Here is a 22211-nt window from a genome sequence, read left to right on the forward strand (position 1 = left end):
CAAACTCACGTTCGGTGATTACGACGATCAGGCAGTCGCCTTGTCGTCCTTCTTAAGACTTGCAGGCGGCCAGTTGTCGAGGCGCATGCCGAGGGACAGACCGCGGGAGGCCAGAACGTCCTTGATTTCAGTCAAGGATTTCTTGCCCAGGTTCGGAGTCTTCAACAGTTCTACTTCGGTACGCTGAATCAGGTCGCCGATGTAGTAAATGTTTTCCGCCTTAAGGCAGTTAGCCGAACGTACAGTCAGTTCCAGATCGTCAACCGGGCGAAGCAGGATCGGATCGATCTCGTCTTCCTGCTCGATTACCACTGGTTCGCTGTCACCTTTGAGGTCGACGAACGCAGCCAACTGCTGTTGCAGAATGGTTGCAGCGCGGCGGATAGCCTCTTCAGGATCCAGAGTACCGTTGGTTTCCAGATCAATAACCAGCTTGTCCAGGTTAGTACGCTGTTCGACACGGGCGTTTTCCACCACGTATGCGATACGGCGAACCGGGCTGAACGAAGAGTCGAGCTGCAAGCGACCAATGCTGCGGCTTTCGTCTTCATCGCTCTGACGCGAGTCGGCCGGTTCATAACCACGACCACGAGCTACAGTGAGCTTCATGTTCAGGGCGCCGTTAGACGCCAGGTTAGCGATTACGTGATCGGGATTAACGATCTCGACATCATGATCCAGCTGAATATCGGCAGCGGTAACCACCCCCGAACCCTTCTTCGACAAGGTCAGCGTAACTTCGTCACGGCCGTGCAGCTTGATAGCCAGACCTTTAAGGTTCAACAGGATTTCAATTACGTCTTCCTGTACACCTTCGATGGCGCTGTACTCGTGGAGCACACCGTCAATCTCGGCCTCGACTACTGCACAGCCGGGCATTGAGGACAACAGGATGCGGCGCAGCGCGTTGCCCAGGGTGTGGCCAAAACCACGCTCGAGAGGCTCGAGTGTGATCTTGGCGCGGGTTGGACTGACAACCTGCACATCAATGTGGCGGGGTGTCAGGAACTCATTTACCGAAATCTGCATGGATGCACCTATTTTCTAGCCCTTACTTGGAGTAGAGCTCGACAATCAGGCTTTCGTTGATGTCGGCGGACAGATCACTGCGAGCAGGAACGTTCTTGAAAACGCCCGACTTCTTCTCAGTGTCTACTTCTACCCATTCTACGCGGCCACGTTGGGCACACAGATCGAGAGCTTGGACAATGCGAAGTTGGTTTTTTGCTTTCTCGCGAACTGCGACCACGTCACCAGCACGAACCTGATAAGACGGAACGTTTACGGTCTGACCGTTAACGCTGATCGACTTGTGCGATACCAGCTGACGGGATTCGGCACGAGTCGAACCAAAGCCCATACGGTATACAACGTTGTCCAGACGGCATTCGAGCAGTTGCAGCAGGTTTTCACCAGTTGCACCTTTCTTGCCAGCAGCTTCTTTGTAGTAGCCGCTGAACTGACGCTCGAGAACGCCGTAGATACGACGAACCTTCTGCTTTTCACGCAGTTGGGTGCCGTAATCGGACTGGCGACCGCGGCGTTGGCCGTGGATACCAGGTGCTGCTTCAATGTTGCACTTCGATTCGATCGCGCGCACGCCGCTCTTCAGGAAGAGATCGGTGCCTTCGCGACGAGCGAGTTTGCATTTTGGACCAATGTAACGAGCCATTCTTTACAATCTCCTGGATTACACGCGGCGCTTCTTCGGCGGACGGCACCCGTTGTGCGGGATTGGCGTCACGTCGGTGATGCTGGCGATCTTATAGCCACAGCCGTTCAAAGCACGGACAGCAGACTCACGACCTGGACCTGGACCTTTGACGTTAACGTCGAGGTTTTTCAGGCCATATTCCAGCGCAGCTTGACCAGCACGTTCAGCAGCTACTTGAGCAGCAAACGGGGTGGACTTGCGGGAACCGCGGAAACCCGAACCACCGGAGGTAGCCCAAGAAAGCGCGTTACCTTGACGGTCGGTGATGGTCACGATTGTGTTGTTAAAAGATGCATGGATGTGGGCGATGCCATCAACCACTGTCTTTTTAACTTTTTTACGAGGACGAGCAGCAGGTTTTGCCATGATTAATTTCCTGTCGATTCGCGTGGGCGATTACTTGCGGATCGGCTTACGCGGACCTTTACGGGTACGCGCGTTAGTCTTGGTACGCTGACCGCGTACTGGAAGACCACGACGATGACGCAGACCACGGTAGCAACCGAGGTCCATCAAACGCTTGATTTTCATGTTGATTTCGCGACGCAGGTCACCTTCAGTGGTGAACTTCGCCACTTCGCCACGCAACAGCTCAATCTGCTCGTCGCTCAGATCCTTGATCTTAGCGGCTGGGTTTACCCCAGTGTCTGCGCAAATTTTCTGCGCAGTAGTGCGACCAACACCATAGATGTAGGTCAGCGAGATAACAGTGTGCTTGTTATCTGGAATGTTAACGCCTGCAATACGGGCCATTCAGTGGGACTCCAATTGACAGCTACCTACGCCCCGGAAGCCAAGAAATAGGGCGCGAGATAATATCGCTGTAATAACAAATAATCAACCCGGCAGCGCACTAGCTGCCGGGCTTCAAGCGGATCACACTCAGCCTTGGCGCTGTTTGTGACGCGGTTCCGCGCTGCAAATTACTCGAACAACACCTTCGCGGCGAATAATCTTGCAGTTACGGCACAGCTTTTTCACCGATGCACGAACTTTCATCACCAACTCCTCGAACCTTATGGGTACTCAGCGCAACATGCCGCTGCCGTAACCCTTCAGGTTGGCTTTCTTCATCAGGGATTCGTACTGGTGCGAAACGAGGTGCGATTGTACTTGGGACATGAAGTCCATCACAACCACGACCACGATCAGCAACGAGGTCCCGCCAAGGTAGAACGGAACGTTTGCTGCAACCACAAGGAACTGGGGCAACAGGCAGACGGCCGTCATATATAGAGCACCGAACAGGGTCAAACGAGTCAGAACGCCATCAATGTAGCGCGCAGACTGCTCACCTGGACGGATACCCGGAATAAAGGCACCGGACTTCTTCAGGTTTTCCGCTACGTCTTTCGGATTGAACATCAACGCCGTATAGAAGAAGCAGAAGAAAATAATCCCTGCACTAAACAGCAGAATATTCAACGGCTGACCAGGAGCGATCGACTGAGAGAGGTCCTGCAGCCAGCCCATATTTTCAGACTGGCCAAACCAGGTACCCAACGAAGCCGGAAACAGCAAAATGCTGCTCGCGAAAATTGCCGGAATAACACCGGCCATATTCACTTTCAGCGGCAAGTGGCTAGTCTGCGCAGCAAAGACCTTACGGCCCTGCTGACGCTTGGCGTAGTGAACAGCAATACGACGCTGGCCACGCTCAATGAACACCACAAAACCGATAATCGCTACTGCCAGCAAACCGATAGCAACTAGGGCGAAGATATTGATATCACCCTGACGTGCAGACTCGAAAGACTGCCCAATCGCTCTCGGAAGACCGGCGACGATACCTGCGAAAATCAACATCGAGATACCGTTACCAACACCGCGCTCAGTAATCTGCTCACCCAGCCACATCATGAACATCGCACCAGCCACAAAAGTGGATACCGCGACGAAATGGAAGCCAAAGTCACCAGTGAACGCAACGCCCTGCCCAGCCAGACCAACGGACATGCCGATAGCCTGAACCAGAGCGAGGGCAACAGTGCCGTAGCGGGTGTACTGGCTAATCTTGCGACGGCCAGCTTCACCTTCCTTCTTCAACTGCTCCAGCTGCGGGCTGACGGCAGTCATCAACTGCATGATGATCGATGCCGAGATATACGGCATGATCCCCAGTGCAAAGATGCTCATCCGTTCCAGCGCGCCGCCGGAAAACATATTGAACAAGCTAAGAATGGTCCCCTCATTCTGTCGAAACAGGTCTGCGAGTCGGTCCGGGTTGATACCTGGAACCGGGATGTGTGCGCCTATTCGGTAGACGATAATCGCCAGGAACAGAAAACGCAGACGAGCCCAAAGTTCAGACATACCGCCTTTGCCGAGCGCTGAGAGAGCACCTTGCTTAGCCATTTATTCCTCGAACTTGCCGCCAGCTGCTTCGATAGCCGAACGCGCACCTTTGGTGGCGCCGATTCCCTTGCCGATAGTGACAGCGCGAGTCACTTCACCGGACAGCATGATTTTCACACGCTGTACGTTGACGTTGATCACGTTGGCATCTTTCAGGGTCTGCACAGTAACGATGTCGCCTTCCACTTTAGCCAGCTCGGACAGACGCACTTCTGCGCGATCCATAGCTTTCAGGGATACGAAACCGAACTTAGGCAGGCGACGATGCAGCGGCTGTTGACCGCCTTCAAAGCCTGGAGCAATGGTGCCACCGGAGCGGGAGGTTTGACCTTTGTGACCACGGCCACCAGTCTTACCCAAACCGCTACCGATACCACGGCCCGGACGATGCTTTTCGCGACGGGAGCCCGGCGCTGGACTCAGATCATTGAGTTTCATCGATTAACCCTCTACACGCAGCATGTAGTAAGCCTTATTGATCATCCCGCGATTCTCGGGAGTATCCTGGACTTCTACAGTGTGACCGATGCGACGCAGACCCAAACCTTTAACACACAGTTTGTGGTTAGGAATGCGGCCGGTCATGCTTTTGATCAGCGTTACTTTAACGGTAGCCATGATCAGAAGATCTCCTTGACAGTCAGACCACGCTTAGCAGCGATGGACTCAGGAGATTGCATGGCTTTCAAACCTTTGAAAGTGGCGTGAACCACGTTTACAGGGTTAGTCGAGCCGTAGCACTTGGCCAGAACGTTCTGAACACCAGCAACTTCGAGGACAGCACGCATAGCGCCGCCAGCGATGATACCGGTACCTTCAGAGGCAGGCTGCATGTACACCTTCGAAGCGCCATGGGCGGACTTCATTGCGTACTGCAGAGTGGTACCGTTCAAATCAACTTGGATCATGTTGCGACGAGCAGCTTCCATTGCCTTCTGGATCGCAGCAGGCACTTCACGTGACTTGCCACGGCCGAAGCCAACGCGCCCTTTACCATCACCTACCACGGTCAACGCAGTGAAAGTGAAGATACGGCCGCCTTTAACGGTTTTAGCTACGCGGTTAACTTGAACCAGCTTCTCAATGTAGCCTTCGTCGCGCTTTTGGTCGTTATTTGACATAACTTAGAACTCCAGCCCAGCTTCACGAGCAGCATCAGCCAGCGCTTTCACGCGGCCGTGGTACTTGAAGCCAGAGCGGTCGAAAGCCACTTGCGAGACGCCCGCGGCCTTAGCACGCGTAGCGACCAGCTGGCCAACCTTAGTGGCCGCGTCGATGTTGCCAGTGGCACCATCACGCAGTTCTTTATCCAAAGTCGAGGCGCTTGCCAGGACTTGGTTGCCGTCGGCCGAGATGACCTGGGCGTAGATGTGCTGCGACGAGCGGTACACGCAGAGACGCACGACTTCGAGTTCGTGCATTTTCAGGCGTGCTTTGCGAGCGCGACGCAGTCGAGTAACTTTTTTGTCGGTCATTTGCTATGCCCTACTTCTTCTTGGCTTCTTTACGACGGACGACTTCGTCCGCGTAGCGCACACCTTTGCCTTTGTAAGGCTCTGGTGGACGGAAGTCGCGGATCTCAGCGGCCACCTGACCTACCAGCTGCTTATCAATACCCTTGATCAGGATATCGGTTTGGCTAGGGGTCTCAGCGGTGATGCCTTCCGGCAGTTCGTAATCCACTGGGTGCGAGAAGCCAAGGGCAAGGTTCAAAACCGTGCCTTTTGCTTGCGCTTTGTAACCAACACCGACCAGCTGGAGCTTGCGCTCGAAGCCTTGGCTTACGCCTTGGACCATGTTGTTTACCAACGCACGCGTGGTACCGGCCATTGCGCGAGTTTGTTGATCGCCATTGCGAGCAGCGAAACGCAGCTCACCAGCTTCTTCAACGATCTCAACGGACGAATGGATGTTCAGTTCAAGAGTGCCCTTGGCACCCTTCACCGAAAGCTGTTGGCCTGCGAATTTGACTTCGACACCGGCTGGCAGCTTAACGGGGTTCTTAGCGACGCGAGACATGCTTATCCCCCCTTAGAACACAGTGCAAAGAACTTCGCCGCCGACACCGGCAGCGCGCGCAGCACGATCCGTCATCACACCTTTGTTGGTGGAGACGATAGACACGCCAAGACCGCCACGAACTTTCGGCAGATCTTCAGCGGACTTGTACTGACGCAGGCCTGGACGGCTAACGCGCTTCACTTCCTCGATGACCGAACGGCCTTCGAAGTACTTCAGCTCGATGGACAGCAGTGGCTTGGTTTCGCTGCTGATCTGATAACCCGCAATGTAGCCTTCGTCTTTCAGGACTTTGGCAACAGCTACCTTCAACTTGGAAGATGGCATGCTTACGACGGACTTTTCAGCCATCTGGGCATTACGGATACGAGTTAGCATGTCCGCTAACGGGTCCTGCATACTCATGGGCTAGACGCTCCTAATACAAAAAAATTAGCCTTGCGGCTACATATGTCGCCGAGAATCTCCGAGCGTAAAAAACACGGGCTCAGGCGAGCCGCGTATTTTAGACACACTCCGGAAATGAAACAAGCCCCAAAAGGGGCTTGTTCCAGATTCAAGGTCACCGGCGGTCAGTATCTTGCGATGCAGACCCCCTAGACGCTGAAAGTACTTACCAGCTAGCTTTAACCAGACCTGGTACGTCACCACGCATTGCCGCTTCACGCAGTTTGTTACGGCCGAGGCCGAACTTGCGGTAAACGCCGTGTGGACGACCGGTCAGGCGGCAGCGGTTACGCATGCGCGAAGCGCTTGCGTCACGTGGCTGCTTCTGCAAAGCAACTGTAGCTTCCCAACGCGCTTCTGGACTTGCGTTCAGATCAACGATGATTGCTTTCAGTGCTGCACGCTTCTTGGCGTACTTGGCAACCGTGAGCTGACGCTTCAGCTCGCGGTTTTTCATGCTCATCTTGGCCATGGTCCTACTCCAATCAGTTGCGGAACGGGAATTTGAAAGCACGCAACAGAGCGCGACCTTCATCATCGTTCTTGGCAGTGGTGGTCAGGGTGATGTCCAGACCGCGGAGAGCATCGATCTTGTCGTAGTCGATTTCCGGGAAGATGATCTGCTCTTTCACGCCCATGCTGTAGTTACCACGACCATCGAAGGACTTGGCATTCAGGCCGCGGAAGTCGCGAACCCGAGGCAGGGAGATCGACAGCAGACGATCCAGGAATTCGTACATACGCTCACGGCGCAGAGTCACTTTGACGCCGATCGGCCAACCTTCACGGACTTTAAAGCCAGCGATGGATTTCCGAGCGTAAGTCACAACGACTTTTTGACCGGTGATCTTTTCCAGGTCAGCAACAGCGTGCTCGATGACTTTTTTGTCACCGACCGCTTCGCCCAAACCCATGTTCAGGGTGATTTTGGTAACGCGTGGAACTTCCATCACGTTCGAGAGCTTAAGTTCTTCCTTAAGCTTCGGTGCGATTTCTTTCCAGTAAATCTCTTTTAGTCGTGCCATGGTCTTCTACCTAGCAGTGTTCAAGCATCAACCGCTTTTTGGGTCGACTTGAAGACACGAATTTTCTTGCCATCTTCTACTTTAAAACCAACGCGGTCAGCCTTGTTGGTTTCGCCGTTGAAAATGGCGACGTTAGAAGCGTCCAGAGGAGCTTCTTTTTCGACGATACCGCCCTGCACGCCCGACATAGGGTTAGGCTTGGTATGGCGCTTAACCAGGTTCAGACCACCAATAACCAGACGGTTATTAGCGAGAACCTTAAGAACCTTACCGCGCTTACCTTTGTCTTTGCCGGCGATCACGATGATCTCGTCGTCACGACGAATCTTTTGCATGTCGGATCTCCTTACAGCACTTCTGGGGCGAGCGAGACGATCTTCATGAACTTCTCAGTACGAAGTTCACGCGTCACTGGCCCAAAGATACGGGTGCCGATCGGCTCTTGCTTGTTGTTCAGAAGAACAGCAGCGTTGCCATCAAAGCGGATAATAGAGCCGTCTGCACGGCGTACACCGTGACGAGTGCGGACTACAACAGCAGTCATCACTTGGCCTTTTTTCACCTTACCGCGAGGAATTGCTTCCTTCACGGTAACTTTGATGATGTCACCGATACCAGCGTAACGACGATGGGAGCCACCCAGCACCTTGATGCACATAACACGGCGAGCGCCGCTGTTATCGGCCACATCGAGCATGGATTGAGTCTGAATCATATAATTTCTCCGACCCCTAGTCCTTAGACTTCCACAGCGCGTTCGAGAACATCAACCAGCGCCCAAGACTTGGTCTTGGCCAGCGGACGAGTTTCACGAATAGTGACCTTGTCGCCGATGTGGCACTGATTGGTTTCGTCGTGCGCGTGCAGCTTAGTCGAACGCTTAACATATTTACCGTAGATCGGGTGCTTAACGCGACGCTCGATCAAAACGGTGATGGTTTTGTCCATCTTGTCGCTGACAACACGGCCAGTCAGCGTACGGACAGTCTTTTCGGCTTCAGCCATGATCACTTACCTGCCTGCTGGTTGAGCACAGTCTTCACGCGAGCAATGTCACGCTTAACTTGCGAGAGCAGATGAGACTGCCCCAACTGGCCAGTTGCTTTCTGCATACGCAGATTGAACTGGTCGCGCAGCAGGCCGAGCAGTTGCTCGTTCAGCTGCTGTGCGGATTTTTCACGAAGTTCATTCGCTTTCATCACATCACCGTCCGTTTAACAAAGGCGGTGGCGAGCGGCAGCTTTGCAGCAGCCAGGGCAAAAGCCTCACGCGCCAGCTCTTCAGTTACACCCTCGATTTCATACAGGACTTTGCCTGGCTGAATCTGGGCTACCCAGTATTCCACGTTACCCTTACCTTTACCCATCCGAACTTCGAGGGGCTTTTTGGAGATCGGCTTGTCCGGGAATACACGGATCCAGATCTTGCCGCCACGTTTAACGTGACGGGTCAGTGCACGACGCGCTGACTCGATCTGACGAGCGGTGAGACGACCACGAGCTACAGACTTCAGCGCGAACTCGCCGAAGCTGACTTTGCTACCGCGCTGAGCCAGACCACGGTTGTGGCCTGTCATCTGCTTGCGGAACTTCGTACGCTTTGGTTGCAACATTTGGCGTACCCCTTACTTAGCAGCTTTTTTACGAGGCGCTGGTGCTTGTGGTTTCAGTTCTTCTTGGCGACCACCAATTACTTCGCCTTTGAAGATCCAAACCTTTACACCGATCACACCATAAGTGGTGTGAGCTTCGTAGTTGGCATAGTCGATGTCGGCACGCAGGGTGTGCAGTGGCACACGACCTTCGCGATACCATTCAGTACGTGCGATTTCAGCACCGCCGAGACGACCGCTCACTTGGATTTTGATGCCTTTGGCACCAATGCGCATGGCGTTCTGTACGGCGCGCTTCATAGCGCGACGGAACATTACGCGACGCTCCAGCTGCTGAGCTACGCTCTGCGCAACCAGCATACCGTCGAGCTCCGGCTTACGGATCTCTTCGATATTGATGTGCACAGGCACACCCATTTGCTTGGTCAGGTCCTGACGCAGTTTCTCAACATCTTCACCTTTCTTCCCGATAACGATACCTGGACGAGCGGTGTGGATGGTGATACGTGCAGTTTGTGCCGGACGATGGATATCGATACGGCTTACGGACGCGCTTTTTAGTTTGTCTTGGAGATACTCACGCACCTTCAGATCAGCGAACAAATAGTCCGCATAAGTCCGACCGTCTGCGTACCAGACGGAGGTGTGCTCCTTGACGATTCCCAGGCGAATGCCAATGGGATGTACTTTCTGACCCATCTCTTCGACTCCGTTACTTGTCAGCAACCTTGACAGTGATATGGCAAGACCGCTTGACGATGCGATCAGCACGGCCTTTGGCACGTGGCATGATGCGCTTCAGCGAACGCCCTTCGTTGACGAAAACGGTGCTGACCTTCAGGTCATCAACGTCTGCGCCTTCGTTATGCTCGGCGTTGGCTACGGCCGACTCCAGCACTTTCTTCATGATCTCGGCGGCTTTCTTACTGCTGAAAGCCAACAGGTTGAGCGCTTCGCCCACCTTCTTCCCGCGGATCTGGTCGGCGACCAAGCGGGCTTTCTGGGCGGAGATTCGAGCGCCCGACAACTTAGCGGCTACTTCCATTTCCTAACCCCTTAACGCTTGGCTTTCTTGTCTGCCACGTGCCCACGATAAGTGCGGGTACCGGCAAACTCGCCTAGTTTGTGGCCGACCATGTCTTCGTTCACGAGAACTGGGACGTGCAAGCGACCGTTGTGTACAGCGATGGTCAGACCGACCATTTGTGGCAGGATCATCGAACGACGCGACCAGGTTTTCACCGGTTTGCGATCGTTCTTTTCCGCCGCCACTTCGATCTTCTTCAGTAGGTGAAGATCAATAAAAGGACCTTTTTTCAGAGAACGTGGCACTGTCGTATCCCTCTATTTACTTGCGACGACGGACGATCATTTTGTCGGTACGCTTATTACCACGAGTCTTCGCGCCCTTAGTCGGGAAGCCCCATGGCGATACCGGATGACGACCACCAGAGGTACGACCTTCACCACCACCGTGTGGGTGGTCAACCGGGTTCATGGCAACACCACGAACGGTTGGGCGAACGCCACGCCAGCGCTTGGCACCAGCTTTACCCAGCGAACGCAGGCTGTGCTCGGAGTTCGAGACTTCACCTAGGGTCGCGCGGCATTCAGCCAGAACTTTACGCATCTCACCAGAACGCAGACGCAGGGTCACGTAGACACCTTCACGAGCGATCAGCTGAGCCGAAGCACCAGCGGAACGAGCGATTTGCGCGCCTTTACCTGGCTTCAATTCGATGCCGTGTACGGTGCTACCAACTGGAATGTTACGCAGCTGCAGAGCGTTGCCCGGCTTGATCGGCGCCAAGGCACCTGCGATCAGCTGGTCGCCAGCACTCACACCTTTAGGTGCGATGATGTAGCGACGCTCGCCATCTGCGTACAGCAGCAGAGCGATGTGAGCAGTACGGTTTGGATCGTATTCGATACGCTCAACAGTGGCAGTGATGCCATCTTTGTCGTTGCGACGGAAGTCGACCAAACGATAATGCTGCTTATGGCCACCACCGATGTGACGAGTGGTAATACGACCATTGTTGTTACGACCACCAGTCTTCGATTTTTTCTCGAGCAGCGGTGCGTGAGGAGCGCCTTTATGCAGCTCCTGGTTGACCACCTTGACCACAAAACGGCGGCCAGGGGAAGTCGGTTTGCATTTAACGATTGCCATGATGCACCCCTTCCTTACTCAGCACTGCTGCTGAAATCGAGATCTTGGCCTGGCTGAAGGGAGATAACTGCCTTCTTCCAGTCATTACGCTTGCCCAGACCGCGAGCAGTGCGCTTGCTCTTACCCAGAACATTCAGGGTAGTAACACGCTCTACTTTCACGCTGAACAGGCTTTCGACGGCCTTCTTGATTTCCAGCTTGGTTGCGTCAGTTGCAACCTTGAAAACGAACTGGCCTTTCTTGTCAGCCAGAACCGTAGCCTTTTCGGAAACGTGCGGGCCAAGCAGAACTTTAAATACGCGTTCCTGGTTCATCCCAGCAGCTCCTCGAATTTCTTCACGGCCGACACGGTGATCAACACCTTGTCGTATGCGATCAGACTAACTGGATCGGAACCTTGCACGTCACGTACATCAACGTGTGGCAGGTTGCGAGCAGCCAGGTACAGGTTCTGATCAACAGCTTCAGACACGATCAAAACATCGGTCAGGCTCATGTTGTTCAGTTTGCCCAGCAGATCTTTGGTTTTTGGACTTTCAACAGCGAAGTCCTGAACCACGACCAGACGATCAGTACGCACGAGTTCAGCAAGGATGGAGCGCAGAGCTGCGCGGTACATCTTCTTGTTGAGCTTCTGAGTGTGATCCTGTGGACGAGCTGCGAAAGTGGTACCGCCGCCACGCCAGATTGGGCTACGGATAGTACCGGCACGAGCACGGCCAGTGCCTTTCTGACGCCATGGGCGCTTACCGCCACCACGAACGTCGGAACGGGTCTTTTGCTGCTTGCTACCTTGACGGCCGCCGGCCATATAGGCCACGACTGCTTGGTGAACGAGCGTCTCGTTGAATTCGCCGCCAAATGTCAGTTCGGAAACTTCGATCGCTTGAGCGTCATTTACATTTAATTGCATGTCAGCTTCCCCTTAACCGCGAGCCTTGGCCGCTGGACGTACAACCAGGTTGCCGCCAGTAGCGCCAGGAACAGCACCCTTGACCAACAACAGATTGCGTTCAGCGTCGACGCGCACTACTTCGAGGGACTGCACGGTCACGCGCTCAGCGCCCATATGACCGGACATTTTTTTGCCCTTGAATACACGACCAGGAGTCTGGCACTGGCCAATAGAGCCCGGGACGCGGTGGGAGACGGAGTTACCGTGAGTGTTATCTTGACCACGGAAATTCCAACGCTTGATCGTACCCTGGAAGCCTTTACCTTTGGACTGACCGGTTACATCAACCAGTTGACCAGCGGCAAAGATTTCAGCGTTGATCAGATCGCCAGCCTGGTAGTCGCCATCTTCAAGACGGAACTCCATAACAGTGCGACCAGCTGCAACGTTTGCTTTAGCGAAGTGACCTGCTTGAGCAGCAGTCACGCGCGAAGCACGACGCTCGCCGACAGTGACTTGCACTGCACGATAGCCATCGGTCTCTTCAGTTTTGAACTGGGTGACGCGATTCGGTTCGATCTCAATGACCGTAACCGGAATGGAGACACCTTCTTCGGTGAAAATACGGGTCATACCGCATTTACGACCGACTACACCAATAGTCATGTTGTAAACCTCATGAGTGTACGGGGCTTTCACCCGCTATGGCCGCCCATTTCAGAGCGTTACACGACTAAGACCCAAGTCTTAGCCGAGGCTGATCTGAACTTCCACACCGGCCGCCAGATCAAGCTTCATAAGTGCATCAACGGTTTTATCCGTTGGCTGGACGATGTCCAGTACGCGCTTATGAGTACGGATCTCGTACTGGTCACGCGCGTCTTTGTTGACGTGCGGGGAGACCAGAACGGTGAACCGCTCTTTACGGGTAGGCAGTGGAATTGGACCACGCACTTGAGCACCAGTACGTTTCGCGGTTTCCACGATTTCCTGGGTGGATTGGTCGATCAGGCGATGGTCAAAAGCCTTCAACCTGATACGGATTTGCTGATTTTGCATTGGATTTCAGACTCCGGCTGCTATTCCCACCGAGCGCAATACGCCCGTTAAAAGGAGGCGCAATTCTATAGACGGCCCAGATGGGTGTCAACCCAATAAAAAGGCCCCCGCTAAGCGGGGGCCTCCTCAAAACATCAGAGCTATCTCAGAAGAGATAATTACTCGATGATTTTAGCTACAACGCCAGCACCAACGGTACGGCCGCCTTCACGGATTGCGAAGCGCAGACCGTCTTCCATAGCGATGGTTTTGATCAGGGTGACAACCATTTTGATGTTGTCGCCTGGCATTACCATTTCTACGCCTTCCGGCAGTTCGCAGTTACCAGTAACGTCGGTAGTACGGAAGTAGAACTGTGGACGGTAGCCTTTGAAGAACGGAGTGTGACGACCGCCTTCTTCTTTGCTCAGCACGTACACTTCAGCTTCGAACTTGGTGTGCGGCTTAACCGAACCCGGCTTAACCAGAACCTGGCCACGCTCAACGTCGTCACGCTTGGTACCACGCAGCAGAACGCCGCAGTTCTCGCCCGCACGACCTTCGTCGAGCAGCTTACGGAACATTTCAACACCGGTGCAGGTGGTGACGGTAGTGTCACGCAGACCAACGATTTCCAGTGGATCTTGAACCTTAACGATACCGCGCTCGATACGACCAGTCACAACAGTACCACGACCGGAGATCGAGAATACGTCTTCGATTGGCATCAGGAACGGCTTGTCGATAACACGAACTGGATCTGGGATGTAGCTGTCCAGAGTCTCAACCAGTTTACGAACGGACGTGGTGCCCATTTCGTTGTCGTCTTTGCCTTCCAGAGCCATACGAGCAGAACCGATGATGATCGGAGTGTCGTCACCTGGGAAGTCGTAAGTGCTCAGCAGATCGCGCACTTCCATCTCAACCAGTTCCAGCAGCTCAGCGTCGTCTACCAGGTCAGCCTTGTTCAGGTAAACCACGATGTACGGAACGCCAACCTGGCGGGACAGCAGGATGTGCTCACGGGTTTGTGGCATCGGACCATCAGCGGCCGAGCAAACCAGGATCGCGCCGTCCATCTGGGCAGCACCGGTGATCATGTTCTTCACATAGTCGGCGTGACCTGGGCAGTCAACGTGAGCGTAGTGACGGATCAGCGAGTTGTATTCAACGTGCGCAGTGTTGATGGTGATACCACGAGCTTTTTCTTCTGGCGCGCTGTCGATTTTATCGAAATCAACGATTGCGGAACCGAACACTTCGGAGCAAACGCGAGTCAGAGCAGCAGTCAGAGTGGTTTTACCATGGTCAACGTGACCGATGGTGCCAACGTTGACGTGCGGTAGGGAACGATCAAATTTTTCTTTAGCCACGACAATTAACTCCTTGCCTAAAGGACTGAATCAGCCTTGTTTTTTGGATACAGTTTCAGCGATGTGCGCCGGAGCTGTGTTGTATTTTTTGAATTCCATAGAGTAGCTTGCGCGACCCTGGGACATGGAGCGAACGTCGGTCGCATAACCGAACATCTCACCCAACGGAACCTCGGCGCGAATCACTTTGCCGGAAACCGTGTCTTCCATACCCAAGATCATGCCGCGACGACGGTTAAGGTCGCCCATGACATCACCCATATAGTCTTCAGGTGTAACAACTTCTACCGCCATGATTGGCTCAAGCAACTCACCACCGCCCTTTTGGGCCAGTTGCTTGGTTGCCATGGAAGCAGCCACCTTAAACGCCATCTCGTTGGAGTCGACGTCGTGGTAAGAACCGTCAAAAACGGTTGCTTTCAGGCCGATCAGCGGATAGCCGGCAACAACACCGTTCTTCATCTGCTCTTCGATACCCTTCTGGATAGCAGGGATGTATTCCTTAGGAACAACACCACCCACTACTTCGTTCACGAATTGCAGACCTTCCTGACCTTCGTCAGCAGGAGCAAAACGGATCCAGCAGTGACCGAACTGACCACGACCGCCGGACTGACGAACGAACTTGCCTTCGATTTCACAGTTTTTCGTGATGCGCTCACGATAGGAAACCTGAGGCTTACCGATGTTGGCTTCGACGTTAAACTCACGGCGCATCCGGTCAACCAGGATGTCCAGGTGCAGCTCGCCCATGCCAGAGATGATCGTTTGACCAGTCTCTTCATCAGTCTTAACGCGGAAAGATGGATCTTCCTGAGCAAGCTTGCCCAAAGCGATACCCATTTTTTCCTGGTCATCCTTGGTCTTAGGCTCTACGGCAACCGAAATAACTGGCTCCGGGAAGTCCATGCGAACCAGGATGATTGGCTTAGCAGCGTCGCACAAAGTCTCACCAGTGGTGACATCCTTCATGCCGATCAGGGCCGCGATGTCACCAGCGCGCACTTCCTTGATCTCTTCACGGGCGTTTGCGTGCATTTGCACCATACGACCCACGCGCTCTTTCTTACCTTTAACCGAGTTGATCACACCGTCGCCGGACGCCAACACGCCCGAGTAAACGCGGACGAAAGTCAAGGTACCCACGAATGGGTCGGTAGCGATCTTGAACGCCAGGGCCGAGAACGGCTCGCTGTCGTCTGCATGACGCTCCATTTCCTCTTCCTCGTTATCAGGGTTGGTACCCTTGATAGCAGGAATGTCGGTTGGAGCAGGCAGGTAGTCGATCACAGCATCGAGAACCAGGGGAACACCCTTGTTCTTGAACGAGGAACCGCAAACAGCCAAGACGATCTCACCAGCGATAGTACGCTGACGCAGAGCGGCCTTGATTTCCACGTTGGTGAGTTCTTCACCTTCGAGGTACTTGTTCATCAGCTCTTCGCTGGCTTCGGCAGCAGCCTCAACCATGTTGTTGCGCCACTCGTCAGCCAGTTCCTGCAGTTCAGCAGGGATAGGCTTACGAACAGGAACCATACCTTTGTCGGAATCATTCCAGTAGACCGCTTCCATGTTGATCAGATCGATCTGACCCTGGAAGTTGTCCTCGGAACCGATAGCCAGTTGGATTGGCACCGGAGTGTGACCCAGACGCTGCTTGATCTGACCGATCACGCGCAGGAAGTTGGCACCAGCACGGTCCATCTTGTTTACGTAAACAAGACGTGGAACGCCGTATTTGTTGGCTTGACGCCATACGGTTTCCGACTGAGGCTCAACACCCGAAGTACCACAGAACACAACGACAGCGCCATCGAGTACGCGCAGGGAACGTTCAACTTCAATGGTGAAGTCTACGTGGCCCGGGGTATCGATTACGTTGAAGCGATGCTCGTCTTTGTACTGCTTCTCAGAACCTTTCCAGAAGGCGGTAATAGCAGCAGAAGTAATGGTAATACCACGCTCCTGCTCCTGAACCATCCAGTCTGTGGTCGCGGCGCCATCATGCACCTCGCCCATTTTGTGACTTTTGCCGGTGTAAAACAGTACGCGCTCGGTGGTGGTGGTTTTACCAGCATCCACGTGAGCAACGATACCGATGTTACGGTAGCGGCTAATCGGAGTAGTACGAGCCATAAAGCCCTCGCAAAATTAGTGAAGCTAAGATTAGAAGCGGTAGTGCGAGAAAGCTTTGTTAGCTTCAGCCATACGGTGCACGTCTTCACGCTTCTTAACAGCAGCACCTTTACCTTCAGCAGCGTCCAACAGTTCGCCAGCCAAACGCAGAGCCATAGACTTCTCGCCGCGCTTACGGGCGAAGTCTACCAACCAGCGCATTGCCAGGGCGTTACGACGGGACGGACGAACTTCAACCGGAACCTGATAAGTAGCGCCGCCTACACGGCGCGACTTCACTTCGACCAGCGGAGCGATGGCGTCGAGAGCTTTCTCGAAGATTTCCAGGGGGTCGCTGTTCTTGCGTTCTTTAACCTTTTCCAGCGCGCCATAAACGATACGCTCGGCAACGGCTTTCTTGCCGCTTTCCATCACGTGGTTCATGAACTTGGCCAGAATTTGGCTTCCGTATTTTGGATCGTCAAGCACTTCGCGCTTGGCTGCTACGCGTCTTCTTGGCATGGATAAGCCCTCAAACGGTCTTCAGGTTCGCTCGGAATCAGTGCCCTTTCGGGACGCCTCCGACCTTACTCTTATCGACTCAGAAAATAAGATGGTTCAGTTTTACAAAAAGCCGCTACTACTTAGGCTTCTTGGTACCGTACTTCGAACGACCCTGGTTACGACCTTTAACGCCGGAAGTATCCAAGGAGCCGCGTACGGTGTGATAACGAACACCTGGCAAGTCTTTTACACGACCGCCACGAATCAGCACCACGCTGTGCTCTTGCAGGTTGTGGCCTTCACCGCCGATGTACGAGGAAACCTCGAAACCGTTGGTCAGACGCACACGGCACACTTTACGCAGTGCCGAGTTAGGTTTTTTCGGCGTAGTGGTATACACGCGAGTGCATACGCCACGACGTTGCGGGCAGTTCTGCAGCGCAGGCACGTCGGATTTCTCGACGATACGCTTACGCGGCTGACGTACCAGCTGGTTGATAGTTGCCATCTACTAGCTCCACTGTTGTCTTGCGACGCTATTGTCTTGCAAGAAAAGCAAAAATGGCAGGAACGAGTTCCCGCCAAATTTAGGGGTACAAGAGTCTAAAGAGGATCTTGCCCCCAGTCAAGGCAAGGCCCCGACCTCCCCTCTCGTCGAACCGGGGCAAAATTGCCTCGATCCGACGAATGGGACTGCCAGGGCCCAGACTTATTTATTGCAGAACTCAGTTACCGCTTGAGTTCAGCGCTTCGGTCAGTGCAGCTTCCACTTCACTGGCGCTTACGCGCAGCGGCTTGTCAGCATCACGGCGGCGCTTACGCTCGCTGTGGTAAGCCAAACCGGTACCAGCCGGGATCAGACGACCCACGACCACGTTTTCTTTCAGGCCGCGCAAGTAATCGCGCTTACCGGTTACCGCTGCTTCGGTCAGTACGCGAGTGGTCTCCTGGAAGGAGGCCGCCGAGATGAACGACTCAGTAGACAACGACGCCTTGGTGATACCCAGCAGAACACGAGTGAACTTGGATACGAATTTCTCGTCGCCAGCCAGACGCTCGTTCTCTACCAGTACGTGAGTCAGTTCCATCTGGTCGCCCTTGATGAAACTGGAATCGCCGGATTCAGCGATTTCAACTTTACGCAGCATCTGACGCAGGATGGTCTCAATGTGCTTATCGTTGATCTTCACGCCTTGCAGACGATAAACATCCTGGATCTCGTTAACGATGTACTTGGCCAGCGCACTCACACCCAGCAGACGCAGGATGTCGTGTGGATCGCTCGGGCCGTCGGAGATAACTTCGCCGCGGTTTACCTGTTCGCCTTCGAAGACGTTCAGGTGACGCCACTTCGGAATCAGCTCTTCGTACGGATCGCTACCGTCGTTCGGGGTAATAACCAGACGGCGCTTGCCTTTGGTCTCTTTACCGAACGCGATGGTGCCGCTGACTTCAGCCAGAATCGATGCTTCTTTCGGACGACGAGCTTCGAACAAGTCGGCAACACGCGGCAGACCACCGGTGATGTCACGGGTCTTCGAAGTTTCTTGCGGGATACGAGCGATAACATCACCGATCGCAATCTTCGCACCATCCGCTACACCGACCAGGGCGTTAGCTGGCAGGAAGTACTGAGCGATTACGTCAGTGCCTGGCAGCAACAAGTCCTTGCCGTTGTCATCGACCATCTTAACGGCAGGACGGATGTCTTTACCGGCAGCTGGACGATCTTTCGCGTCGAGTACTTCAATGTTGGTCATACCGGTCAATTCGTCAGTCTGACGCTTGATCGTGATGCCTTCTTCCATGCCCACGTAGGTCACGGTACCTTTCATTTCGGTAACGATTGGGTGAGTGTGCGGATCCCACTTGGCCACGATTGCGCCAGCGTCGACCTTGTCACCTTCTTTAACCGAAATCACAGCACCATACGGCAGCTTGTAACGCTCACGCTCACGACCGTAGTCGTCAGCGATTGCCAGCTCACCGGAACGGGATACCGCAACCAGACAGCCATCCACTCGCTCAACGTGCTTCAGGTTGTGCAGACGGACAGTACCGCCATTCTTCACCTGAACGCTGTCAGCTGCGGAGGTCCGGCTTGCCGCACCACCGATGTGGAACGTACGCATGGTCAGCTGGGTACCCGGCTCACCGATGGATTGGGCAGCGATAACGCCGACCGCTTCACCGATATTCACCTGGTGACCACGAGCCAAGTCACGGCCATAGCACTTGGCGCAAATACCGTAGCGGGTTTCGCAGCTAATCGGCGAGCGAACAATCACTTCGTCGATGCTGTTGAGTTCGATGAACTCGACCCACTTCTCATCAACCAGAGTGCCGGCAGGAACGATGATTTCCTCAGTACCTGGCTTGAACACGTCACGCGCAATAACACGACCCAATACGCGCTCACCCAGCGGCTCTACAACGTCACCGCCTTCAATGTGCGGAGTCATGAGCAGGCCGTGCTCGGTGCCGCAATCGATCTCGGTTACAACCAGATCTTGTGCAACGTCTACCAGACGACGTGTCAGGTAACCGGAGTTAGCGGTTTTCAACGCGGTATCCGCCAGACCTTTACGAGCGCCGTGAGTGGAGATGAAGTACTGAAGTACGCTCAAACCTTCACGGAAGTTCGCAGTAATCGGCGTTTCGATGATGGAACCGTCCGGCTTGGCCATCAGGCCACGCATACCGGCGAGCTGACGGATCTGCGCAGCAGAACCCCGCGCGCCCGAGTCGGCCATCATGTACATCGAGTTGAAGGACTCCTGGTCGACTTCGACGCCATGACGGTCGATGACTTTCTCTTTCGAGAGGTTGGCCATCATCGCCTTGGAAACTTCATCGTTCGCCTTGGACCAAAGGTCGATCACTTTGTTGTACTTCTCGCCCTGTGTTACCAGGCCCGAGGCGTACTGGCTTTCGATCTCTTTCACTTCGTCAGTAGCAGCACTGATGATGCGGGCTTTTTCATCCGGAATAACAAAGTCGTTAACACCGATGGAAACGCCGGAAATGGTCGAATAAGCAAAACCGGTGTACATCAACTGGTCAGCGAAGATAACAGTCTCTTTCAAACCAACCACGCGGTAGCACTGGTTGATCAACTTGGAGATCGCCTTTTTCTTCATCGGCAGGTTGACGACATCGTACGACAGACCTTTTGGCACAACTTGATACAACAGTGCACGGCCGACAGTAGTGTCGACGATACGAACGTTGCTCACGCTTCCGCCATCACGATCGTTGACGGTTTCGTGGATCCGCACCTTGACCTTGGCGTGCAATGCGGCTTCGCCGGCACGGAACACACGGTCAACTTCCTGCAAGTCCGCAAATACACGACCTTCGCCTTTGGCGTTGATCGCTTCACGCGTCATGTAGTACAGACCCAATACAACGTCCTGCGACGGAACGATGATTGGCTCACCGTTGGCTGGCGACAGAATGTTGTTGGTCGACATCATCAACGCACGCGCTTCCAGCTGGGCTTCCAGCGTCAGCGGTACGTGCACGGCCATTTGGTCGCCGTCGAAGTCGGCGTTGTACGCAGCACAGACCAGAGGGTGCAGCTGAATAGCCTTACCTTCGATCAGTACCGGTTCAAACGCCTGGATACCCAGACGGTGAAGGGTCGGTGCACGGTTGAGGAGGACCGGGTGTTCGCGAATCACTTCAGCAAGAACGTCCCAAACCTCTGGCAGTTCGCGCTCGACCATTTTCTTGGCCGCTTTGATGGTGGTCGCGAGACCGCGCATTTCCAGCTTGCCGAAGATGAACGGCTTGAACAGCTCGAGAGCCATCTTCTTAGGCAGACCGCACTGGTGCAGGCGCAGGGTCGGGCCTACGGTAATTACCGAACGACCGGAGTAGTCAACACGCTTACCGAGCAAGTTCTGACGGAAACGACCTTGCTTACCCTTGATCATGTCGGCCAGGGATTTCAGAGGACGCTTGTTGGAACCCGTGATAGCGCGACCACGACGACCGTTGTCAAGCAGGGCATCAACCGCTTCTTGCAACATACGCTTTTCGTTGCGCACGATGATGTCCGGAGCGGACAGATCAAGCAGGCGCTTCAAGCGGTTGTTACGGTTGATCACGCGACGGTATAGGTCGTTGAGGTCGGAGGTCGCAAAACGACCGCCGTCCAACGGTACCAGCGGACGCAGGTCTGGCGGCAGAACCGGCAGAACGGTCAGCACCATCCACTCTGGCAAGTTGCCGGAACCCTGGAAGGCTTCCATCAACTTCAGACGCTTGGACAGCTTCTTGATCTTGGTTTCGGAGTTGGTTTGCGGAATTTCTTCACGCAGACGGCCAATCTCGTGTTCCAGGTCGATAGCGTGCAACAGTTCGCGGACCGCTTCGGCACCCATGCGGGCATCGAAATCGTCGCCGAACTCTTCCAGCGCTTCGAAGTACTGCTCGTCGTTCAGCAACTGACCCTTTTCAAGGGTGGTCATGCCTGGGTCGATAACGACATAGCTCTCGAAGTAGAGAACGCGCTCGATATCACGCAGGGTCATGTCCATCAGCAAACCGATACGGGACGGCAGCGATTTCAGGAACCAGATGTGAGCAACCGGCGAAGCCAGTTCGATGTGCGCCATGCGCTCACGACGAACCTTGGCCAGTGCAACTTCAACGCCACACTTCTCGCAGATCACACCACGGTGTTTCAAGCGCTTGTACTTACCGCACAGGCACTCGTAATCCTTTACCGGGCCAAAGATCTTGGCGCAGAACAGGCCGTCACGTTCAGGTTTGAACGTACGGTAGTTGATGGTTTCCGGTTTTTTAACTTCACCGAACGACCACGAACGGATCATCTCAGGCGATGCCAACCCAATACGGATGGCGTCGAACTCTTCGACTTGACCCTGGTTTTTCAGCAAATTCAGTAGGTCTTTCAAGGCCTTTCCTCCTGGC

32 protein-coding genes are annotated in these 22211 nt (G+C 54.3%); all 32 read right to left on the reverse strand.

The window, feature by feature from the left end:
* Positions 1-27: 27 nt before the first annotated feature.
* Entirely contained in the window at positions 28-1029 is a 1002-nt protein-coding gene (locus LRO94_RS25515; protein ID WP_003176403.1) for a DNA-directed RNA polymerase subunit alpha, read from the reverse strand.
* Positions 1030-1051: 22 nt separating this feature from the next.
* Entirely contained in the window at positions 1052-1672 is a 621-nt protein-coding gene (rpsD, locus tag LRO94_RS25520; RefSeq protein ID WP_003176404.1) for a 30S ribosomal protein S4, read from the reverse strand.
* An 18-nt stretch (positions 1673-1690) separates the two neighbouring features.
* A complete protein-coding gene (rpsK, locus tag LRO94_RS25525) occupies positions 1691-2080 on the reverse strand; it encodes a 30S ribosomal protein S11 (protein WP_002555466.1) in 390 nt (129 codons plus the stop codon).
* 30 nt (positions 2081-2110) lie between these two features.
* Positions 2111-2467 (reverse strand): 30S ribosomal protein S13, encoded by a 357-nt coding sequence (gene rpsM, locus LRO94_RS25530; RefSeq protein WP_003210063.1) that lies wholly within the window; start codon positions 2465-2467, stop codon positions 2111-2113.
* A gap of 129 nt (positions 2468-2596) precedes the next feature.
* Positions 2597-2713: a 50S ribosomal protein L36 gene (rpmJ, locus tag LRO94_RS25535; RefSeq protein WP_002555468.1), complete on the reverse strand. Its 117-nt coding sequence runs from the start codon at positions 2711-2713 to the stop codon at positions 2597-2599.
* Between the two features lie 27 nt (positions 2714-2740).
* Positions 2741-4069 carry a preprotein translocase subunit SecY gene (gene secY, locus LRO94_RS25540; protein ID WP_017736663.1) on the reverse strand — a complete coding sequence of 443 codons (1329 nt, stop codon included), beginning with the start codon at positions 4067-4069 and terminating at the stop codon, positions 2741-2743.
* A complete protein-coding gene (gene rplO / locus LRO94_RS25545) occupies positions 4070-4507 on the reverse strand; it encodes a 50S ribosomal protein L15 (protein ID WP_003176407.1) in 438 nt (145 codons plus the stop codon). It abuts the gene before it with no gap.
* A 3-nt stretch (positions 4508-4510) separates the two neighbouring features.
* On the reverse strand, positions 4511-4687 hold the full coding sequence (gene rpmD, locus LRO94_RS25550) for a 50S ribosomal protein L30 (protein WP_003176408.1): 177 nt from the start codon (positions 4685-4687) through the stop codon (positions 4511-4513).
* A 2-nt stretch (positions 4688-4689) separates the two neighbouring features.
* Positions 4690-5190 (reverse strand): 30S ribosomal protein S5, encoded by a 501-nt coding sequence (gene rpsE / locus LRO94_RS25555; RefSeq protein ID WP_003176409.1) that lies wholly within the window; start codon positions 5188-5190, stop codon positions 4690-4692.
* A 3-nt stretch (positions 5191-5193) separates the two neighbouring features.
* Entirely contained in the window at positions 5194-5544 is a 351-nt protein-coding gene (gene rplR / locus LRO94_RS25560) for a 50S ribosomal protein L18 (protein WP_003176410.1), read from the reverse strand.
* Between the two features lie 10 nt (positions 5545-5554).
* A complete protein-coding gene (gene rplF, locus LRO94_RS25565; protein ID WP_003176412.1) occupies positions 5555-6088 on the reverse strand; it encodes a 50S ribosomal protein L6 in 534 nt (177 codons plus the stop codon).
* A gap of 12 nt (positions 6089-6100) precedes the next feature.
* Positions 6101-6493 carry a 30S ribosomal protein S8 gene (gene rpsH / locus LRO94_RS25570; protein ID WP_010566853.1) on the reverse strand — a complete coding sequence of 131 codons (393 nt, stop codon included), beginning with the start codon at positions 6491-6493 and terminating at the stop codon, positions 6101-6103.
* A gap of 208 nt (positions 6494-6701) precedes the next feature.
* Positions 6702-7007, reverse strand: a complete 306-nt coding sequence (gene rpsN, locus LRO94_RS25575) for a 30S ribosomal protein S14 (RefSeq protein ID WP_003176414.1) — start codon at positions 7005-7007, stop codon at positions 6702-6704.
* 13 nt (positions 7008-7020) lie between these two features.
* Positions 7021-7560, reverse strand: a complete 540-nt coding sequence (gene rplE, locus LRO94_RS25580; RefSeq protein WP_003176415.1) for a 50S ribosomal protein L5 — start codon at positions 7558-7560, stop codon at positions 7021-7023.
* 20 nt (positions 7561-7580) lie between these two features.
* Positions 7581-7895 carry a 50S ribosomal protein L24 gene (gene rplX / locus LRO94_RS25585; RefSeq protein ID WP_003176416.1) on the reverse strand — a complete coding sequence of 105 codons (315 nt, stop codon included), beginning with the start codon at positions 7893-7895 and terminating at the stop codon, positions 7581-7583.
* An 11-nt stretch (positions 7896-7906) separates the two neighbouring features.
* Positions 7907-8275 (reverse strand): 50S ribosomal protein L14, encoded by a 369-nt coding sequence (rplN, locus tag LRO94_RS25590; protein WP_002555479.1) that lies wholly within the window; start codon positions 8273-8275, stop codon positions 7907-7909.
* Between the two features lie 23 nt (positions 8276-8298).
* Positions 8299-8565: a 30S ribosomal protein S17 gene (rpsQ, locus tag LRO94_RS25595; protein WP_003176419.1), complete on the reverse strand. Its 267-nt coding sequence runs from the start codon at positions 8563-8565 to the stop codon at positions 8299-8301.
* A gap of 2 nt (positions 8566-8567) precedes the next feature.
* Positions 8568-8759: a 50S ribosomal protein L29 gene (rpmC, locus tag LRO94_RS25600; protein WP_002555481.1), complete on the reverse strand. Its 192-nt coding sequence runs from the start codon at positions 8757-8759 to the stop codon at positions 8568-8570.
* On the reverse strand, positions 8759-9172 hold the full coding sequence (rplP, locus tag LRO94_RS25605) for a 50S ribosomal protein L16 (RefSeq protein ID WP_003232424.1): 414 nt from the start codon (positions 9170-9172) through the stop codon (positions 8759-8761). Before rplP ends, rpmC begins: the two co-directional genes overlap by 1 nt.
* Positions 9173-9184: 12 nt before the next feature.
* Entirely contained in the window at positions 9185-9871 is a 687-nt protein-coding gene (gene rpsC, locus LRO94_RS25610; RefSeq protein ID WP_003176422.1) for a 30S ribosomal protein S3, read from the reverse strand.
* Between the two features lie 13 nt (positions 9872-9884).
* The gene (rplV, locus tag LRO94_RS25615; protein ID WP_003103908.1) at positions 9885-10217 is read right to left on the reverse strand and encodes a 50S ribosomal protein L22; all 333 of its coding nucleotides are present in this window, start codon (positions 10215-10217) and stop codon (positions 9885-9887) included.
* 11 nt (positions 10218-10228) lie between these two features.
* Complete coding sequence (gene rpsS / locus LRO94_RS25620; protein ID WP_003232420.1) at positions 10229-10504, reverse strand: 30S ribosomal protein S19; 276 nt, start codon at positions 10502-10504, stop codon at positions 10229-10231.
* A 16-nt stretch (positions 10505-10520) separates the two neighbouring features.
* A complete protein-coding gene (gene rplB, locus LRO94_RS25625; protein WP_032884535.1) occupies positions 10521-11345 on the reverse strand; it encodes a 50S ribosomal protein L2 in 825 nt (274 codons plus the stop codon).
* A 14-nt stretch (positions 11346-11359) separates the two neighbouring features.
* Complete coding sequence (gene rplW / locus LRO94_RS25630; protein WP_002555488.1) at positions 11360-11659, reverse strand: 50S ribosomal protein L23; 300 nt, start codon at positions 11657-11659, stop codon at positions 11360-11362.
* Positions 11656-12258: a 50S ribosomal protein L4 gene (gene rplD, locus LRO94_RS25635; RefSeq protein WP_017135963.1), complete on the reverse strand. Its 603-nt coding sequence runs from the start codon at positions 12256-12258 to the stop codon at positions 11656-11658. Before rplD ends, rplW begins: the two co-directional genes overlap by 4 nt.
* 12 nt (positions 12259-12270) lie before the next feature.
* A complete protein-coding gene (gene rplC / locus LRO94_RS25640) occupies positions 12271-12906 on the reverse strand; it encodes a 50S ribosomal protein L3 (RefSeq protein ID WP_003194649.1) in 636 nt (211 codons plus the stop codon).
* Between the two features lie 81 nt (positions 12907-12987).
* On the reverse strand, positions 12988-13299 hold the full coding sequence (gene rpsJ, locus LRO94_RS25645) for a 30S ribosomal protein S10 (protein ID WP_003186070.1): 312 nt from the start codon (positions 13297-13299) through the stop codon (positions 12988-12990).
* A gap of 158 nt (positions 13300-13457) precedes the next feature.
* Complete coding sequence (tuf, locus tag LRO94_RS25650; protein ID WP_003176426.1) at positions 13458-14651, reverse strand: elongation factor Tu; 1194 nt, start codon at positions 14649-14651, stop codon at positions 13458-13460.
* 30 nt (positions 14652-14681) lie between these two features.
* Positions 14682-16787: an elongation factor G gene (gene fusA, locus LRO94_RS25655; RefSeq protein WP_010206921.1), complete on the reverse strand. Its 2106-nt coding sequence runs from the start codon at positions 16785-16787 to the stop codon at positions 14682-14684.
* A 30-nt stretch (positions 16788-16817) separates the two neighbouring features.
* Entirely contained in the window at positions 16818-17288 is a 471-nt protein-coding gene (gene rpsG / locus LRO94_RS25660; protein WP_002555493.1) for a 30S ribosomal protein S7, read from the reverse strand.
* 118 nt (positions 17289-17406) lie between these two features.
* Complete coding sequence (gene rpsL / locus LRO94_RS25665) at positions 17407-17778, reverse strand: 30S ribosomal protein S12 (RefSeq protein WP_002555494.1); 372 nt, start codon at positions 17776-17778, stop codon at positions 17407-17409.
* A 217-nt stretch (positions 17779-17995) separates the two neighbouring features.
* Complete coding sequence (gene rpoC / locus LRO94_RS25670; protein ID WP_032884534.1) at positions 17996-22195, reverse strand: DNA-directed RNA polymerase subunit beta'; 4200 nt, start codon at positions 22193-22195, stop codon at positions 17996-17998.
* Positions 22196-22211 lie beyond the last annotated feature (16 nt).

The sequence above is a fragment of the Pseudomonas sivasensis genome, from assembly GCF_021391435.1.
Classification (GTDB): Bacteria; Pseudomonadota; Gammaproteobacteria; order Pseudomonadales; family Pseudomonadaceae; genus Aquipseudomonas; species Aquipseudomonas sivasensis.

Excerpts from the sequence above, each read along its gene's own strand:
- rplR (WP_003176410.1), bottom strand. The coding sequence starts at position 5,544 with ATGACCGACAAAAAAGTTACTCGACTGCGTCGCGCTCGCAAAGCACGC.
- rpsC (WP_003176422.1), bottom strand. The coding sequence starts at position 9,871 with ATGGGTCAGAAAGTACATCCCATTGGCATTCGCCTGGGAATCGTCAAG.
- rplO (WP_003176407.1), bottom strand. The coding sequence starts at position 4,507 with ATGAAACTCAATGATCTGAGTCCAGCGCCGGGCTCCCGTCGCGAAAAG.
- rplE (WP_003176415.1), bottom strand. The coding sequence starts at position 7,560 with ATGGCACGACTAAAAGAGATTTACTGGAAAGAAATCGCACCGAAGCTT.
- rpsH (WP_010566853.1), bottom strand. The coding sequence starts at position 6,493 with ATGAGTATGCAGGACCCGTTAGCGGACATGCTAACTCGTATCCGTAAT.
- rpsE (WP_003176409.1), bottom strand. The coding sequence starts at position 5,190 with ATGTCAAATAACGACCAAAAGCGCGACGAAGGCTACATTGAGAAGCTG.
- rpsK (WP_002555466.1), bottom strand. The coding sequence starts at position 2,080 with ATGGCAAAACCTGCTGCTCGTCCTCGTAAAAAAGTTAAAAAGACAGTG.
- fusA (WP_010206921.1), bottom strand. The coding sequence starts at position 16,787 with ATGGCTCGTACTACTCCGATTAGCCGCTACCGTAACATCGGTATCGTT.
- LRO94_RS25515 (WP_003176403.1), bottom strand. The coding sequence starts at position 1,029 with ATGCAGATTTCGGTAAATGAGTTCCTGACACCCCGCCACATTGATGTG.
- rpsD (WP_003176404.1), bottom strand. The coding sequence starts at position 1,672 with ATGGCTCGTTACATTGGTCCAAAATGCAAACTCGCTCGTCGCGAAGGC.
- rpsL (WP_002555494.1), bottom strand. The coding sequence starts at position 17,778 with ATGGCAACTATCAACCAGCTGGTACGTCAGCCGCGTAAGCGTATCGTC.
- rpsG (WP_002555493.1), bottom strand. The coding sequence starts at position 17,288 with ATGCCAAGAAGACGCGTAGCAGCCAAGCGCGAAGTGCTTGACGATCCA.
- rpmC (WP_002555481.1), bottom strand. The coding sequence starts at position 8,759 with ATGAAAGCGAATGAACTTCGTGAAAAATCCGCACAGCAGCTGAACGAG.
- rplV (WP_003103908.1), bottom strand. The coding sequence starts at position 10,217 with ATGGAAGTAGCCGCTAAGTTGTCGGGCGCTCGAATCTCCGCCCAGAAA.
- rplF (WP_003176412.1), bottom strand. The coding sequence starts at position 6,088 with ATGTCTCGCGTCGCTAAGAACCCCGTTAAGCTGCCAGCCGGTGTCGAA.
- secY (WP_017736663.1), bottom strand. The coding sequence starts at position 4,069 with ATGGCTAAGCAAGGTGCTCTCTCAGCGCTCGGCAAAGGCGGTATGTCT.
- rplX (WP_003176416.1), bottom strand. The coding sequence starts at position 7,895 with ATGCAAAAGATTCGTCGTGACGACGAGATCATCGTGATCGCCGGCAAA.
- rpsM (WP_003210063.1), bottom strand. The coding sequence starts at position 2,467 with ATGGCCCGTATTGCAGGCGTTAACATTCCAGATAACAAGCACACTGTT.
- rpsQ (WP_003176419.1), bottom strand. The coding sequence starts at position 8,565 with ATGGCTGAAGCCGAAAAGACTGTCCGTACGCTGACTGGCCGTGTTGTC.
- rpmJ (WP_002555468.1), bottom strand. The coding sequence starts at position 2,713 with ATGAAAGTTCGTGCATCGGTGAAAAAGCTGTGCCGTAACTGCAAGATT.
- rplD (WP_017135963.1), bottom strand. The coding sequence starts at position 12,258 with ATGCAATTAAATGTAAATGACGCTCAAGCGATCGAAGTTTCCGAACTG.
- rplC (WP_003194649.1), bottom strand. The coding sequence starts at position 12,906 with ATGACTATTGGTGTAGTCGGTCGTAAATGCGGTATGACCCGTATTTTC.
- rpmD (WP_003176408.1), bottom strand. The coding sequence starts at position 4,687 with ATGGCTACCGTTAAAGTAACGCTGATCAAAAGCATGACCGGCCGCATT.
- rplB (WP_032884535.1), bottom strand. The coding sequence starts at position 11,345 with ATGGCAATCGTTAAATGCAAACCGACTTCCCCTGGCCGCCGTTTTGTG.
- rpsJ (WP_003186070.1), bottom strand. The coding sequence starts at position 13,299 with ATGCAAAATCAGCAAATCCGTATCAGGTTGAAGGCTTTTGACCATCGC.
- rpsN (WP_003176414.1), bottom strand. The coding sequence starts at position 7,007 with ATGGCCAAGATGAGCATGAAAAACCGCGAGCTGAAGCGTCAGCTCACG.
- rplW (WP_002555488.1), bottom strand. The coding sequence starts at position 11,659 with ATGAACCAGGAACGCGTATTTAAAGTTCTGCTTGGCCCGCACGTTTCC.
- rplN (WP_002555479.1), bottom strand. The coding sequence starts at position 8,275 with ATGATTCAGACTCAATCCATGCTCGATGTGGCCGATAACAGCGGCGCT.
- rplP (WP_003232424.1), bottom strand. The coding sequence starts at position 9,172 with ATGTTGCAACCAAAGCGTACGAAGTTCCGCAAGCAGATGACAGGCCAC.